Below are 15,587 nucleotides of genomic sequence, written 5' to 3' on the forward strand. Positions count from 1 at the left end.
CAGGTCGTGGCCGTTGAGGTGCAGCAGATCGAAGGCAACAAAGTAGAGATCGTGCTGGCGCCGCGTGAAGGCCTTACGCAAAGCCGTGAAATCCGACAGGCCGGCATCATTGAGCACGATGATCTCACCGTCGATGATGGCGCCGTCCACATCGAGCGACTTCGATGCGGCGGCCAGGTCGCGGTATTTCGCCGTCCAGTCCAAGCCACGGCGGGTGAAAATGCGCGTTCCGCTTTCGTCAACGCCGGTAGCCGTCGAACTTGACCTCGTGAATCCAGTTGTCACCCTCGGGAGGCTTCTCAACCAAAGTCGGCATTGGTGGCGGGACAAACTTCAAACGCATGCATTGACTCGCAAAACCGCGATTCAATTAGCATGCTCTTAATTAGTTCCGGAACATTTTAACGAATCGTTGACCGTGCTGTCCCAGAATAGGACGGCGCGGTCTAACCCCAAACGGGCTGCGCTGGCGGCTCCGGCAATTCGCCTTCCCGCGCCACTGTCGGAGCCGCTACCACACTCCTCCAAAATACCAGTAATGGTTGAATCAACTGTTACCGCACGTGCTTTACAGTGCGCTTTCCCAGTCGTTAGACTTTGATGGAACAGGGCCNCCTCCAAAATACCAGTAATGGTTGAATCAACTGTTACCGCACGTGCTTTACAGTGCGCTTTCCCAGTCGTTAGACTTTGATGGAACAGGGCCCCGCCTACACGGTTGACGCTGAGACAGTCCATCTCAGCGAGGAACCAGGAAGCCCAAGAGAACATCAGCAACGCCTGGGCCGCCCTCAAATCGAGGTGGGAAGGTCGCGCATCTTTTTCCGCCCGAAGACGGTGAGTAGGTGAGGAATCGACCGTCTGGCGACCGAAGAAGTCGCAGCCCATAGATTCGGATGTCTGGCGTCAGCTCCGCGTCGAACCTAGCGACGCATGGAAATCGCCCGTCACCCGCATGGGCGGCCGGCTCAATAGAAAGGATACGCATTGATCGTGTCCCAGGGAGTGGTGTAGCTGACGGCTTGGTCGCCGCGCTCTCCGGCATGGGGGCCGGGCTGATCAGCGTGCCANTCGCCTCGTCCGGGCCCCCCTGCCTTTACGGTTGACGCTGAGACAGTCCACCTGGTGAAAAGTTCCGCCGACCGAAAGGACTGCGCCGTTGATCAACGAGCTTGGCCGAGGGCTCCTAGTCCTCTATCGGAGCAGGCACACCCGCTTCTGGCACATCAGTTCCAACACTGGGGAGCGCATCTATCACCTTCCCGACCATGAGCCGCTGCCGACCTTACAATAGGGCTCCCTCAGCCCATCGACATCGGGCGCGAAGTGCGGTTGTTCGTAACGCTGGCCTCCCCGCTACGATAGATATGGGACCCACTGGTGACGGTCGACATCGACAAGCTCAGGCTGGTCGAGAAGTACAGGCCGCCAAACGCAAGAAGCCGCTGCGTGACATGGTGGACTAGGCTGGGCGATCATCGCCCGTCGTTTGCGTTGCCATGCTTGATGGGTCGGGACATGAAAAAAGCCACCTTCCCGTATGCGGCTCCCTCTAGGCCGGCAAGTGTATGGGTCATGTCGTCCGCATGGCCAAGTTTAAGCTCGAAGTTTCCTGACTAGCATGCATCAGGAGATCGGAACCACGGCCGTTGCGCCACGCACGACCAGGCCGACGCCATGACAATGGGCAGCATGATTGTGTTCATGAACGGCGGCAAGATCCAGTAAGCGGCGGCGCCGCTTGAAGTCTACAACCGGCCAGCCAACCAGTGAAACGCTTCGCAGAACGCGTCGCCTGCCCGGTCGTATCTACGACTCGTGTTGCCAACGGCGGCATCCTCATGATGACTTCTTCCGTTGCCGCTACATGCGCGCAACGCTGGGGTGGATCGTCATCAGGCCATGCCCGATGAACTTCGTCCTAGCCGGGCAGAAGACACCGCGCAAATCGTCAAGTCGATAATTTCGGGTGGCACGACTTCAGCGCCGTTTGCCGTGGCGCGCTCACATTCCCTACGCGCTTGGCGACGGCTATGGCCACATGGCTCTTTGCGTTGATGATCTCGAGGCAGAACACGAGCGCTTGGCGGTAGCAGGTTTCAATCCGCGGAAAATTGTCGAGTTCAATCACCAAGGCGCGTTGCTTGCGCGTTTCTTTTTCGTGGCCGACCCCGACGGCTATCAGATCGAGGTGCTGCAGCGCCACGGACGCTACACGTAGGCTTTGCGCGCCTCAATGGCGGTCGATGACGCAAACGTTCGATGGTGCGCCCTCACGGATCTTGCCCGAAGCTCGATTCCGAACCAGCTGAGTTGTTGTCCGGCGCCGCAATGATGTACGTATCTGTCCAGCACTGACAACTACGCAACGAGTAATCCTCGCTGTTGGATGAGATCGCCCATGGACAGGGGATGACGGCGCCTAAGTTCCTATCGACGTTTTACGACGAAGCGCTGGAGATCAACGGCCATATCCCAAACTTTGCCTCCATGCTGCGCACTACCTGCGCGACAGGCGACCACTCGACGGCGAAGCCGCGGAATTGAAGAGCAAGGCAGCCTGATCCGCGGGCATTGCTCAAACGCGCCCAGTACCGGAAAAACCCGTGTAGCAGCCGCCTGCTACCAGCGACCTGAATTTTAGCGCTATGTGATATCAATGGCGAACTTTGCGGAGGCGGTGTAAGGTTCACTTCAAGAGAAGAATGAGCCGTATCGACGGCGACGCTGAGCGAATCTGGGAGGATTCATGGTCGAAATCATCTCGAAGCGGGATGACCCGCGGCGCGAGGACATGCAGGTCAAACGACTGATTGAGCAGAACCGCTCGACAATCGTCCGCCTTGCCGACCAGATCAGCGGCGGCGGCTATTCAGCTTCGCGAAAGCCACGCCAGCAACCGAAGGCGGAAGGCCTGATCATCCATGTCGGTGGCGGCGCGGCACCGGTGGCCGAGGCCAAGCCGTCCATCCAGGTCACCATGAACGGCCGCGTAATTTCGAAGGATCAGAACACAGGGCGTCAACTTCATCACATCGGCGATATCCGCTACCGCGGCGGCGACGAGGTCTTCGTGCTGGCAACAAAGCAGAATGGCTTCTTCTCGCCGGTCGACGAAACCGTTGCCGAGGCGCTTGCGGACCTGGACGGGTCCCGCCTCGCTGCCACCTATACCGAAGAACAGCTTGCCTTCGACATCGGCGCGAAACTCGGCATCAACTGATCAGGCAGACGCCTGGGCCTGCTTCTTCACGTCCAACTCGCGGCAGCATACGAACGCGACAGCATACAGAAATGGCATACCTCAAAGGTTCTGTGATGACTGAATGAAACGCGAGATAGGCCCCAATCAGATGAAGATCGATGCCCTTCCGGCGCGTGCCTCGCTGGCCACCGGCCAAATGGCTTTGAGCAACATCGACTATGACGAGCGTGCCACCATGCGCGCCTGGGAAAGTTTTCTGGCTGACGAGCCCAAATGCGCCCGCGATCCTGTCCACCCAAGCCACGTTCGCTCCCTCATTCACGATTCCTGGTATCGCAGTGCCACCGGCGGCATCAACGCTCAAGGCATTGAAGCGCCGCTGAGCAGTGATCGCGACGAAATCGAATATCTGACCCGGGCCAATGCAGAACTGCTTTCGGCGGCACGGCGGTCGTTCGCCTCCCTTGGCCAGTTATTGGACGGGACCGGCGCGATGCTGGTTTTGGCCGACAGCGATGGCGTGCTGATCGACGCCATCGGCGACAAGAAGACGCTGCATGACGGCATGGATATTCACCTCGCCATCGGCGGCAAATGGAACGAGGATGCCGTCGGGACGAACGGCATCGGTACGGCGCTGTGGACCGGTGAGCCGACTTTCGTGCATGCGGCCGAGCATTTCTGCGCCGGGATCAAATCCTGGACCTGCGCCGGCGCGCCGATCCGCGACCCGCTGGACGGCAAGATCATCGGTGTCGTCGACCTGTCAGGCTATTCGCCGATCTTCAGGCCGCACAACACCGCGCTCGTCGCCGCCACAGCCCGGCAGATCGAAAAGGCATTGGCCGAACAGCAGCAGGAACAGCGCACGCGCCTGCTCGAAGCTTTCATTTCATCGGCTCCCAGCTACCGCCGAAAAGACGGGCTGGTAATCGTCGACCATCGTGGCCGCGCCATCTTCTGCAACAATGTGCCTGACGGCGAGACCACCGAGATGATGGACGGCCCGATGGAGCCAGGCCGTGGCCGCTGGCTGATGAACCTTCCGTCCTCCGGCTCCGAAGCCGATCTTGCCAGAGCGCTGCCGGCCCATCTGCGATCCTGCCACATCACGCCGCTCAAGCTCGACGGCGACCTCCGCGGCGCGGCGCTGGTGTTCCCCTCCGTGCCGGCAGTCTCCAGCGCGGCGGTGCTCCACCGGGAAGTGAACAAGCATCTTCAGGATGCTGTCGCCATGATCGTCGGCGAAAGCGAAGCGCTGCAGGCCGCCATCGACGTCGCCTGCCGCGTCGCCCGGTCGGGCAGCGTACCATCGCTGTTGGTCGAAGGTGAGACAGGGGTCGGGAAAGAGCTGTTTGCGCGGCTTGTCCATGCCGGCAGCCGGCGCACGGCAAACGATCCGTTCATTGCGATGAATTGCGGGGCGATTAGCAGAGACCTGTTCGGCAGCGAATTGTTCGGCCATGTCGCCGGCGCCTTTACCGGCGCCTCGCGGGAAGGCAAACCGGGCGTTTTCGAGCTCGCCAATGGTGGCGTCCTCAGTCTCGACGAGATCGGCGAATTGCCCCTTGAGATCCAGCCGTTCCTGCTGCGTGTGCTGGAAGAGCGTGTGGTCCACCGCATTGGCGACAGCCGGGGTCGCCCGGTGGATGTACGCCTGGTCGCCTCGACCAATCGCGATCTCAAGCAGGAAATTGCCGCAGGCCGCTTCCGCCGCGATCTCTACTATCGAATTGGCGCGGTCTCGATCACCGTTCCACCGCTGCGCGAGCGCGGCGAAGATGTGCTGCTGCTGATCGAGCATTTCAACCGGCAGATCGCCACCGCAGCGGGCGAGGAGCCGCTGGAATTCTCGCACGAAGCACTCGAGGCCCTGCTCGCCTATGGTTGGCCAGGCAATGTACGCGAACTGAAGAACCTCATCGGGCGGCTGCATGTCCTGACGCGCGGCCGCGATGTCAGGCTTCACGACCTTCCCGAGGAGATCACCGCGTCCGGCTCTGGATCGGAAGCCGGATCGAACAGCAGTGCAGCGACCCCGCAGGACGGAGGCACGCTCGTCGAGGCGGAACGCCAGGCGATGAAGAAGGCCTTGGCCGCGGAAGGCGGCAACCTCAGCCGGGTCGCGCGACGGCTCGGCATCTCCCGGCCAACGCTCTACCGCAAGCTCGAGCAATACGGCATCCGCCGCGGTTTCCTCTAGAGCCTGTCACCGGCACGAAAGAAGCCCGCGGCATTCGCGCCACGGGGTTGGAATAAGTCAATCACTGAAGCGGTAGCGGGGGTTAGATCAGCTCTTCACGACAGCAGCTGTCACTTTCTCGGAGACGTAGCCGAGACTGTTGCCAATGATCAGCGAAATCACCACAGCTGCCGCGACTTTGCTGATGCCGCTTGGACCCTCGCCATAGGCGGCAGCGCCAAGCAGAAAAAGTGCCGCAGTCGTTGCGTAGCCATAGACCGCTGATGGAATCGCACTCAGCAATGGCAGCTTGGCAGCGAGAATCAGGACTACGATTGAAACGCCGACGCAAATGCCGGCCGTGAGAGCCGTAACACCAATAGACGTCAGTGCTATCAATGCGCCGGCGGCGCAGATCGCTCCCCAAAGGTTTGCAAGCGCCGAATTCTTGAACCCGGCTTCCTTGCCGCCACAGTGATAGAAACTCCCCCAGCCCACAAATACCGCCCAGATCAGCAGATAGGGGTTGCCGATCGTGATCGCTGCCCACGTTGCAATGCCGCCCATAATGCCGATGACGACGGCCAGTCCTGTAATAAGATCCATATTGTCCTCCCATTTTTCCAAACTGTGAAGCAAAGAACTCGTTTCAGGGCCACGCTTCGCTGACGTCCCGATACGGAAAAGCCATGGCATCAGCCGCGGCGCCCAAGAAAGAAAGGCTTGCCGGGACCGGCAAGCGAACCAAAACGTCGGGCTCGCTCCGTGCAGGCCCGACCAGATGCTTCAGGGCACGATGACGCCGCGGCCGGTGAACCGCCGGTTCTTGAAATCGTCGAGTGCGGTGTTGATGCTGGCGAGGTTGTATTCGGTGTAGTGCATCTTCACCTTGCCGTCGGCGTTGAGCTCCATCAGTTCGACAAGCTCGGTAAAATTGCCGACCAGGCTGCCGCCGATGTTGATCTCCTCGATGACGAGATGGGCAGTCGGCACATTGATATTGCCGCCATAGCCGACGACGAATAGCTGGCCGCCCTTGCGCACCATCTTCCAGCAGATGTTCTCGACGCCGAGTTCGCCGACGAAATCGATCACCACATGGGCGCCGCCGCCGGTGATCTGGCTGACCTCCTCGACGATGTTCGGCCCGCCATCAAGGACGTAGTCGGCGCCAAGATCCTTGGCCAGCACCTGTGCCGCCGGTTCGCGATCGACGGCGATGATGCGGCAACCCGAAATCGCATGCAGCGACTGCAGTGCGATGTGGCCGAGCCCGCCTATGCCGAGCAGGACGCAGTAACTCCCCGGCCTTAGCAGCTTGGCCGCCCGCTTGGCGGCGCGGTAGGCGGTGATGCCGGCGTCAGCCAAGGGCGCCACTTCGATCGGCGTGACATTGGCGTTCAGCTTGATCAGCGAGCGCTCGCTGGTGATGAAATATTCGGCGAAGCCGCCATTCATGCCAAGGCCGGGAAACTGGCCGTTGTCGCAGTACATGTCCTCGCCATGCCGGCAGTTGAGGCAGATCCCGCACGAGCGGAAGGGATGGCAGATCACGGCGTCGCCGCGCTTGACCGACTTGACGCCGCTGCCAACTTCCTCGACCCAGCCAGCATTCTCGTGACCCATGATGTAGGGCAACAGCGTGCCTTCGGGATCCATGGTCGGCTTCCACACACCCTCGATGATATGCAGGTCGGTGCGGCAAAGGCCGGCAGCACCGACCCGCACGATCACTTCGTCGGGGGCGGTGATTGTCGGCGCCTTGACCTCTTCGATCCTGAGCTGGACATTCATTTGCGGATCGTATTCGTACAGTCTGGCAGCTTTCATCGTCGTATCCTTTCAACGTCGAGATTTGTTCGGATCGCTTTCGGATTGCTTAGGCGCGGCCGAGCTTTTCGGAGCCGCCGCCGCGAGCCGGTCCGGCCGTCGGATCCTCGTCCTCGGCGAGATGGCCAATCAGCGTTTCAGTGGTCAGGATCAGCGTGGCCACCGAAGCCGCATTGGCGAGTGCTGTGTAGGTGACACGAACCGGATCGATGATCCCTGCCTCGAACATGTTTTGATAGCTGCCGGCAGACGCGTTGTAGCCGTAGCCGCCATTGATGCGCGTAACTTCCGCCACAACTGCTTCGGGATCGGCGCCGGCATTGGCGGCGATGCGCCAGAGTGGCCGCGACAGCACCGACCGCACCAGGCGCACGCCTTCGGCGACATCGCCGTCGACGCCGGCCGACACCTTGTCGAGCAGCGGCGCGATCTGGGCAAGCGCCGAACCGCCGCCGGCGACCACGCCCTCTTCGGATGCGGCGCGTACTGCATTCAGCGAATCCTCGATGAGCTGAATGGTTCGCTTCTGCTCGACGGGTGTGACACCGCCGGCATAAAGGATCGCGGTGCCGCCAGAAAGCTTGGCCAGACGTTCGCGCAGCTTGTCCTGGTCGATGTTCGGCGGCGAAGCTTCATACTGCCGCTGCACCTGGGCGCGACGCGACGCGATTGCCGCATGATCGCCACCACCGCGGATGATCGAGGTGTAGGACGAACTGGTCTTGACCCGGTCGGCTGTTCCGAGATCGTCGGCGGTGATGTCCTCCAGCCGGCCGCCGAGGTCGCGCGCGATCACCTTGCCGCCGGTGATGATCGCCAGATCCTCCATCATCGCCTTGCGCCAATGGCCATATTCCGGCGGATGGACGACGAGGTATTTTCCAGGTCCCTGCTTGCCGAGCAGCGTCACCACAACTTCCGGCGACATTTCCTCGGACACAATAAGCAGCGGCCGACCATCCTCGTCGGCAATGCGGCGAACCGCATTCAGCGCCTCAGGCTCCTTGATCTTGAGATCGGTCATCAGGATGTAGGGCCGTTCGAGAACCGCCTCCATCTTCTCTTGGTCAGTCACCATGTGATGAGAAAGATAGCCGCGTTCGAAGGACATGCCCTCGACCACATCGAGCGTGGTCTCGGTGGTGACGCTGAAGTCCGTGGTGATGACACCTTCGGCTCCCACGCGCTGATGGGCTTCGGCAACCAGCGCGCCAAGCTTCGTGTTTGTCGCAGCGATATTGGCGACCGAAGCCAGGATGCCGTTCCCCTTTGCCAGCTTGGCCGAGGCTTTGAGCGCGGCCACCACCGCCGCAACGGCAAGGTCGATGCCCTTGCACAGATCGACGGATTTCACGCCGCGTTCATTCGCCTCTACACCGCCTTGGATGAGAGCGTTGGCGAGCACGATGGCAGTCGTGGTGCCGTCGCCGGCGACCTCGTTGGTCTGCATCGACACCTCGCGGACCACCTGCGCGCCCATGTTTTCGAAACGATCATGCAGCTCGATTTCTGAGGCGATGCTGACACCGTCACGGGTCACCATCGGCGTGCCGATCGGCCGGTCGATCATGGCGTTCATACCCTTGGGGCCGAGCGTCGGCTCGACGGCAGCGGCCAGGCGAAAGACACCACGGGCGAGAGCACGGCGGGCTTCCGAGTTGTGAAGCATTATTTTGGGCATGATTCCTCCTTCCGCCTTACGGGCGGGTTGTTGGTTAGGGGCCTCGTGCGAGGGAGGCCGTTGTTTCAGCTCTGCTTCAGGCGGTCGGCGCGGCTCGTGCCGGCACGCGGTTCATGATGAAATCGACCAGCGTCGGTTCGCCGTCGACCACATCCAGTTCCTTGTATCTCGTCTGCTTGAGTCCACGGCACAGCGCGCCGTTGAACTCCATGTTGACGCGCACACCGCGCAGTTCGGCGAGATGGGCCCCGAGTGCGGCGGGCGGAATGCGTTGCCCTTCCCATGTCACGAAGACAGGATCATCCGTGCGGCGGTCGGGGTAGCGCTCGAGCAAAGCCGCCCTGTACCTCGGCTTCTGGTTGGCCGCCTCGCCCGGTTCGAACCGGGCGACGTCGTATGCCGGAAGGTCCATGGCGAGGATTTCCCGATCTGTCAGACCGTGCTGCCTGAGGCCGCGCAAGACTGCCTCCTGGCGGCGCTTGAATGCCTTCATCCTGAAGGTTTCGCGCAAAGCGCCGAGATCCTGATCCTCGGCAAGCTCGGCGAATATATCGCCGAATGTCTTGCCGGCTTCCATGCCACGATTGACCTCTTCCGCGAACATGTGATCGTGCAGCTTGACGCGATAGGCTGGTGACCACGATAGCTGGTCGAGCGCCTTGCGGACGCCGTCCAGCATGAGGAACGCGAAGTTGGGCGAGCACCAGTAGGTCGGCAGGCGGAAGTCTATCTCCACGCTGCCATCGCTCGTAACCTCGGCCCGCTCGACAAAGCCCATCTCGGTCACCGGTTCGTCGAGTTCCGGGTCATTGACCTCAGTTAGCCGCCGCCATACTTCTGCTTGGCGGCTAGGTATTCTGGCGGCGCCCATCGTGGCTACTCCGCTGCTATGCTGAAGGGGGAGCCCGCGAGTGCCTTCTTCTTGGAATCGACATCGATGTCGTAAAGACGCGCGGCGTTGAGGCCGAGGATCTTCTCCTTGATCTCGTCGGTGAGTTGCACTCCGCGTTCGGCAGCGATGTCGTCGGGGATCTGATAGGCCCAGAATTTCTCGACCAGCCAGCGCGGCGTCCAAATCGCGTAGTCGGAACCGAACAGGATCTTCTCCGGCCCGAGCCAGAAGAGCAGTTCGGCGATGACTTCGCCGAAATAGCGCGGGCGGGAATGGATGAAGGGCAGCGCTACCGCAAGTCCACCATAGACGTTGGTTTCCTGCGTCGCGATCCAGCAGAAATCGTCGAGGCGTGGCAGGCCGCAATGCTCGATGATCCAGTTGAGGCCTTGGAAATCCGTCGCCGCGTGGTCCACGTCATGCACGTCGAACGCATCCTTCGAGAGCGGCAGGATCGTCGGGCCCTTGTGGACGTGGATGTTGCTGATGCCGAGTTTGTCGCAGAGCTCGAAGCACTTGTAGGCATCGGGATCGGTGAGCTTCCAGCCCTTGGAAGCGCCGTTCCATTCGGCCGTGTACATCTTCACGCCCTTGACGTTGTAGGTCTCCTTGAGGAAGTGGATGTATTCGAGAGCCTTCTCACCGTCGCGGGGGTCAAAGGCGCCGTTGACGATGAAACGCTCCGGATAGCGCTTGGCCACTTCGGCGTTGCGCTCGATCGTGTTGAAGCCGTTCTTGTAGAAGTCCTTGAGATAGGTCGACTGGACGATCGCCACATCATCGGGACCGTCGATGAACAGGTCGCGATAGAGATCGTCGGCGCTGTATTTCTCGAATTTGCTCTTCTCCCAAAGCTGGTCCTTGGGGCTCAGCCCGGTGTGATAGGCGTAGAAGCAATCGATGAACTGCTTGCCGTGGACATTTTTCTGGTTGTCCGGGCTGCCGTCCCAGAAATGGGTGTGGCCGTCGACCACGAAGATATCCTTGCCTTCCGGTGTCCTAAACATTCTTCCCTCCGCGAGATGGGCGTTGATCGGTTCGGCACGCCGCAACCAGGGCGGCGCGCCCGGTTTTTTTGGCGGCTATTCGATGTATTCGAACATCTCATCCATGTTGCCGAACAGGATCACGGTGTTGTCGTCGACGCGAACCATGCGGCCGTAGTGGGTGGAGGTGTTGACCTCGAAGGTCTCCGCTGAAATCTCACGGCCGAGATATTCACCGATCGCGTCCATCTTGAAGATCAGCTTGCCGTCACCGTCGATGCGGATCAGTGCCGGCTGGTAGGTGATGGTCACCCCCGGCTTCTGGCCCATGAATTCGGCGATGGCCCTGGCCTCGACCGAGTCATTCATGGTGACGCCGCATTGATGCGAAATCGTCTGTTCGAAGGTGATGTCCTTCATCTCCTTGAAGATGTTGGAATGCGTTGCGTCGCGTGCTGCTAGTGACATGGCATTTCTCCCTGTGTCAGCGCTTGAGGCCGAGTTCGCCGAGGATCTGGCCAATCCGTTCCTCGGATTTGGCGCGGACATCCGCGAACGCGACTGGCTTGGAATGCGGCATCGACCAGATCGGCTGCAGGCCGATGGCTGCCTTGTCGGCGAGCGCGCCGTGTTTCTTGACCCAGCCCTGGAAGAGCTTCTTGTTCGTCGCGCCGTGTTTCTCATCGTTGGCGAGCAAGTGCATGAGGTCGATCGTGTTGGCGAGGTTGCGCTCGTAGTCGGCCTCGGCCGCCGAGATCACTGCAGGCGTGATGAAGTCATGGTTGGCGGCTGCGATCTGCATCAGGAACCCTGAGCGGAATGCTTCCCCGACCAGCGGTTCGAAGACGATGTTGATGGCGAAATACTGTTCGAGATAGTCGGTCGCGCCCATGATGGTCTCGACCGCTTCGCGGGTGCCTTGCCAGTTCTTGTCTTCGAGCCAGGTCTTCTTGCCGAGTTCGTCGTCCCAGCCGGAAAGGTCCATGCCGATCTCGGCAAGGTAGAGCGTAATGTCCTGCGCAAGCCGGAGCTTGTAGGACGAGTTGGTCAACGTCGCGTTGTTGATCATCTGGGTATAGCCGTAGCGCTGTGCCTGCATCAGCGAGGTGCCGAGCCCGAATTCGGCATGTTTCCACGCGCCGAGCTGCGTCTGCAGGATCTTGACCCAGGCTTTGTCGAAAGTCTTGGGCGCGCCCGATTTGCGGGCATTGTTGATGACGCTCTGCACCATCGTCTCGATCTTCGACTGACGCTGGTAGTGCGTACGCTCCCATTCCTGGTCCGGAGCGCGGAAGGCATGCCAGTTGGAGCTCTGCGCGGCGGTGTTCTGCTTGACATAGGCGCCCTTGCCGTCGGCAAAGGAGATGATCCAGTCCTGGATCAGGTAACGCTCGGGATCGGGCTGCACGTCGACCGTCATGTCCTCGTAGTGGGTCGCACGCTGGCCCTTCGGGTCGAAATACCGGTACTTCCGGCTGTCGGAGTCGGCAAAAAGCGCCGCGCCGGCGGCTCCGGATCCGACTGAACTCGAGGTAGCTGGCATAGTCTTCACTCCCTTGTTGCAGTTGTGGTTACAGTTGCGCGGCCGCCCTCTTAGTGGGCCGGCGTTGCACCTGCCGATGTGGTGAACTTGTCGAAGAAGATCCGCTCCGTCTCGAACCCATTCATGAACAGAACCGGCTGAAGCGCATCGATCATTGGCGGCGGACCACAGGCATGAACATCGCCCTGCCCGTCGACCGCCAGTTGCTTGAGCTTGGCGTCGACACTCTGGTGGACGAAACCGCGCTCGCCTTGCCATTCAGCGTCGTCATTCGCGTGCGACAGCACGGGAATGAAGGTGACGTCGGAATGATTGCCGACGAGTTCAGCGATCCTGTCGAGATAGAACAGGTCGTTGCGGGTGCGGGCGCCGTAGAAGAAGTAGACCGGACGTTTCTCGCCGCTCTTCAGATGGTCGTTGAGGATAGACCAGATCGGTGACATGCCCGATCCGGCCCCGACCAGGATCAGGGGTCCTTGCCGTTCGTCCCGGCGGAAACAGGTTCCGTAGGGTCCGACGACAGTGACCTCTGCTCCGACCTTGATTCCTCCGGAATCGAGTTCTCCGGAGAACTTTCCCTCAGGGTATTTTTTGATGATGAAGCAGAGTTTTTCGGTTTGGTCCGGCGTATTTGCCATGGAGAACGAGCGCGTAATCGTCTCCCCTTTTTGCGTGATAACCGTGATGTCGACATATTGTCCCGCCCAGAACTTTATCGGCGAGCCGAGTTCGATCTCGATGCCGCGAATGTCGTGGGTCAGGTGCTCGATCCGAGCAATCCGGCCCTTGAACGTCTTCACAGCGATCGCTTTCGCCAAAATCTCCTCGTCGTAGTTGAGAAGCTCGACTTCCAGATCGGAGTAGGCGATGCAGCGGCACAAAAGGACGTGGCCGCTCTCCTTCTCCATGTCGTTCAGCGCGAAGGTCGAGTATTTGAGCATGTCGACTTCGCCGTCGAGCAACACGCTCTTGCAGGCTGAGCATTGCCCTTCCTTGCAGCCGTGCGGCAGCGCGATGCCCTGGCGGAACGCGGCGTTGAGCACCGTTTCGCCATTTTCGACATCGAATTCGACGCCGACCGGGCTAAGCCTGACCGTGTGGGTTTCCGACATACGGACCTCCAGTAAAGAGAAGGGGCGGGACGAACCCGCCCCTTGGCCTGATCAGTTGCAGGGATTGATCGTGAAGCCGGCCCGGTATTCCGCCAGGTGCTTCTCACGGTCCGCGGGCGACATGGCACGCAGCGCGTTGAGCGGCGACCCGAGCTTGTTGCCTCGCACGTCGTCCAGCGTCCACATCTCCGTGTCGTCGAAGCGCATATGCGGCTGCGGGACGAGCGTCTTGCCGTCAGAGCGGACGAAGTTCAGGTCCTTGATCGCATCGGCCAGATCCCAGCCGTCATAGAGCGTCTCCCACTCGCGCTTGCCGCTGAAGCGGCCCATCGCGGGCGTCGGCCGGCCCTGATACTCGTCGGCGAACGCCACGGTGGCAGTCCACTTGTCGAGTTCGTGGGCGAAGGTGTGCAGCTGGCCGTCGATCTCGCCGACAACCATATCCTCACGGATCAGGCAGGGAACGAGGCAGGACCAGCAGCGGTGCGGATAGACGTAACCGACGTCGCTGTTGAACAGCAACACCTTCTCGCCCTTGTGGCTGAGCTTGGCGTACCATTTCCAGAAGTCGCCGAATTCGGCGTACCAGCCCGGATACTTGTGCTCGAACCACTCGAAGTCCTTGTCGGTCTGGGCTTCGATGCGCCAGAAGTTGACCGGCCAGCCGACCGCGAAGAACTGTCCGACCTTGTGGACGTAATTCTTCTTGGTAATGCGTTCCCAGGCCGCCTGGACGTCGTCGTGATGGACCTTGATGCCGTATTTCTCGAGCGGCAGCATGTAGGTGCGGTAGTAGTCCTCGTAGATCCAGCGGTGCCACATTTCCGCGTAGGACTCCTTGTTCTTGTCGCGGTTGGTGGTGCCGTATTCGATGAAGGTGCCGATGGCCGCGTCGACGATCGCGTGGTTCTGCCAGAAGGCGTAGCGAAGGTCGCGCTCGAGCAAGAGGTGATTTTCCGGCTCCTTGAGCGCCGCCATCAGCAGCGAATGGCCATTGCCGATATGCCGGCTCTCATCGGACTGCACCGACAGGAAGACGGTGGGCAGCGCATAGTCACCATTGCGGGCGGCTTCCGATGGCATGGCGACGAACAGCGTGTTGGTGAAGGCGGTCTCGGCGACCACGGTCAGGTACATGCAGGCGGCGGTCATCGTGTCGCCGGTGATGAAGCCTTCCGCGAACTGCCGACCGATGGTCGTGGCGTAGCATTTTCCGAAGGCTTCCTCGGTGATGTCGAAGCCGGCCGGATCGATGTAGTTCTCCATGTACCATTTCTTCAAATTCATCTGAATCGTCGAGTGACGGAACTCGTCGATCATCTGCATGGTGAAGCCGGTCCTGAGCTCCTCGCCGGGCGCGATGCGGGCGACCATCGCCATCGAGCGAGCGGCGGAGATTTCCGGGAAGGGAATGATGGCCAGGAAGAGCTTCATCCACTCGACCCAGCGCGGCTCGACGTTGCGGAACATGTCGCCGCGCAATGCCGCATCCAGCGCACCGTAGACGCGGTTGTCCTTCTCTTCCTGCATGGGGAAATAGGACCGCAGAACCTGCTTCATCGGGTCGCGCGGCGTCTTGTTGATCTTATAGTCCGTCGGAAACGTCATCGCTTCCTGCACGTAGGAAGGATTCCAGCCGAGATCGGCAATCTTCTTGGTCGCCTCGCCGACGGAGATTCCGCGTTGCGAGGTAATCTTGTTGAGCGTCAGAGACGTCATGGTCATAAGCCTCCACCAGGTTTGAGCCGCAGGTCCCTCGACCCCGGCATGAAGCGGCGCACAGCACCGCCAGTGAGAGTGCGAACGGCACGACAAAGGGTTGCGCATTCAGGCGCGACTCATGGTCCGGCCATTCAAGTGGATCGCGGCAAAGGTTTTAGAGGCGTCTGGCAGGGATCCTCGGAGCCAACCGCATGTGCGATAGGCGTGTCGAGGCGGACGTGACTAGTTCCCTGCTCCTCCATTCCTTCGTTCTTTTGGCACCGCGTCAAAAAGCGCGATGGGCTTCTTATGGAAGTGTACAAGCAAGCGCCGTGCCAATTTGAAAACAGCACCCATGGCTGGCGCTCAAAAACAAAATCGCCGCTCTTTCGGCATATGAGCTGATAGCCAACTGTAACGTTCTTTTACAGTTGTAACGTACGCCTGTAATATTT

At 60.4% G+C, this 15,587-nt stretch carries 12 protein-coding genes and 2 pseudogenes; 4 read left to right on the forward strand and 10 right to left on the reverse strand.

All coding sequences use genetic code 11. From position 1 onward, the window contains the following. Positions 1–285 (reverse strand): ATP-dependent DNA ligase (locus CIT26_RS21465; RefSeq protein WP_483423509.1); only part of this gene is annotated, 285 nt, incomplete at its 3' end. A gap of 1,726 nt (positions 286–2,011) precedes the next feature. On the opposite strand from CIT26_RS21465, the pseudogene CIT26_RS21470 reads away from it, so the two are divergent. The 4 genes and pseudogenes from CIT26_RS21470 to CIT26_RS21480 all read left to right on the forward strand — a co-directional run. Beyond that, positions 2,012–2,221, forward strand: a pseudogene (locus CIT26_RS21470) (VOC family protein); the annotation flags it as partial. 158 nt (positions 2,222–2,379) lie between these two features. Further along, positions 2,380–2,547: pseudogene (locus tag CIT26_RS36045) on the forward strand (ribbon-helix-helix domain-containing protein); the annotation flags it as partial. Positions 2,548–2,749: 202 nt separating this feature from the next. Next, positions 2,750–3,223, forward strand: a complete 474-nt coding sequence (locus CIT26_RS21475; RefSeq protein ID WP_095494436.1) for a hypothetical protein — start codon at positions 2,750–2,752, stop codon at positions 3,221–3,223. 103 nt (positions 3,224–3,326) lie between these two features. Then, positions 3,327–5,408, forward strand: a complete 2,082-nt coding sequence (locus CIT26_RS21480; protein WP_095494437.1) for a sigma-54-dependent Fis family transcriptional regulator — start codon at positions 3,327–3,329, stop codon at positions 5,406–5,408. An 87-nt stretch (positions 5,409–5,495) separates the two neighbouring features. On the opposite strand, the gene CIT26_RS21485 is transcribed toward CIT26_RS21480, so the two are convergent. The 9 genes from CIT26_RS21485 to CIT26_RS21525 form a co-directional block, all read right to left on the reverse strand. Next, positions 5,496–5,993 carry a DUF1097 domain-containing protein gene (locus CIT26_RS21485; protein ID WP_167391500.1) on the reverse strand — a complete coding sequence of 166 codons (498 nt, stop codon included), beginning with the start codon at positions 5,991–5,993 and terminating at the stop codon, positions 5,496–5,498. 180 nt (positions 5,994–6,173) lie between these two features. Further along, positions 6,174–7,217 carry an NAD(P)-dependent alcohol dehydrogenase gene (locus CIT26_RS21490; protein ID WP_095494439.1) on the reverse strand — a complete coding sequence of 348 codons (1,044 nt, stop codon included), beginning with the start codon at positions 7,215–7,217 and terminating at the stop codon, positions 6,174–6,176. Between the two features lie 49 nt (positions 7,218–7,266). Next, entirely contained in the window at positions 7,267–8,898 is a 1,632-nt protein-coding gene (gene groEL, locus CIT26_RS21495; protein WP_095494440.1) for a molecular chaperone GroEL, read from the reverse strand. 76 nt (positions 8,899–8,974) lie between these two features. After that, positions 8,975–9,769 (reverse strand): iron-sulfur cluster assembly protein, encoded by a 795-nt coding sequence (locus CIT26_RS21500; RefSeq protein ID WP_095494441.1) that lies wholly within the window; start codon positions 9,767–9,769, stop codon positions 8,975–8,977. Between the two features lie 5 nt (positions 9,770–9,774). Further along, positions 9,775–10,797 (reverse strand): amidohydrolase family protein, encoded by a 1,023-nt coding sequence (locus tag CIT26_RS21505; RefSeq protein ID WP_095494442.1) that lies wholly within the window; start codon positions 10,795–10,797, stop codon positions 9,775–9,777. A gap of 75 nt (positions 10,798–10,872) precedes the next feature. Further along, on the reverse strand, positions 10,873–11,244 hold the full coding sequence (locus CIT26_RS21510) for an MmoB/DmpM family protein (RefSeq protein ID WP_006206781.1): 372 nt from the start codon (positions 11,242–11,244) through the stop codon (positions 10,873–10,875). 16 nt (positions 11,245–11,260) lie between these two features. Further along, a complete protein-coding gene (locus CIT26_RS21515; RefSeq protein WP_095494443.1) occupies positions 11,261–12,319 on the reverse strand; it encodes an aromatic/alkene monooxygenase hydroxylase subunit beta in 1,059 nt (352 codons plus the stop codon). A gap of 50 nt (positions 12,320–12,369) precedes the next feature. After that, the gene (locus tag CIT26_RS21520; RefSeq protein WP_095494444.1) at positions 12,370–13,431 is read right to left on the reverse strand and encodes an NADH:ubiquinone reductase (Na(+)-transporting) subunit F; all 1,062 of its coding nucleotides are present in this window, start codon (positions 13,429–13,431) and stop codon (positions 12,370–12,372) included. Positions 13,432–13,482: 51 nt separating this feature from the next. Beyond that, positions 13,483–15,156, reverse strand: coding sequence for an aromatic/alkene/methane monooxygenase hydroxylase/oxygenase subunit alpha (locus CIT26_RS21525; protein WP_206072795.1), 1,674 nt, complete (start codon positions 15,154–15,156; stop codon positions 13,483–13,485). Positions 15,157–15,587: the final 431 nt, after the last annotated feature.

The organism is Mesorhizobium temperatum, assembly GCF_002284575.1.
Taxonomy (GTDB): domain Bacteria; phylum Pseudomonadota; class Alphaproteobacteria; order Rhizobiales; family Rhizobiaceae; genus Mesorhizobium; species Mesorhizobium temperatum.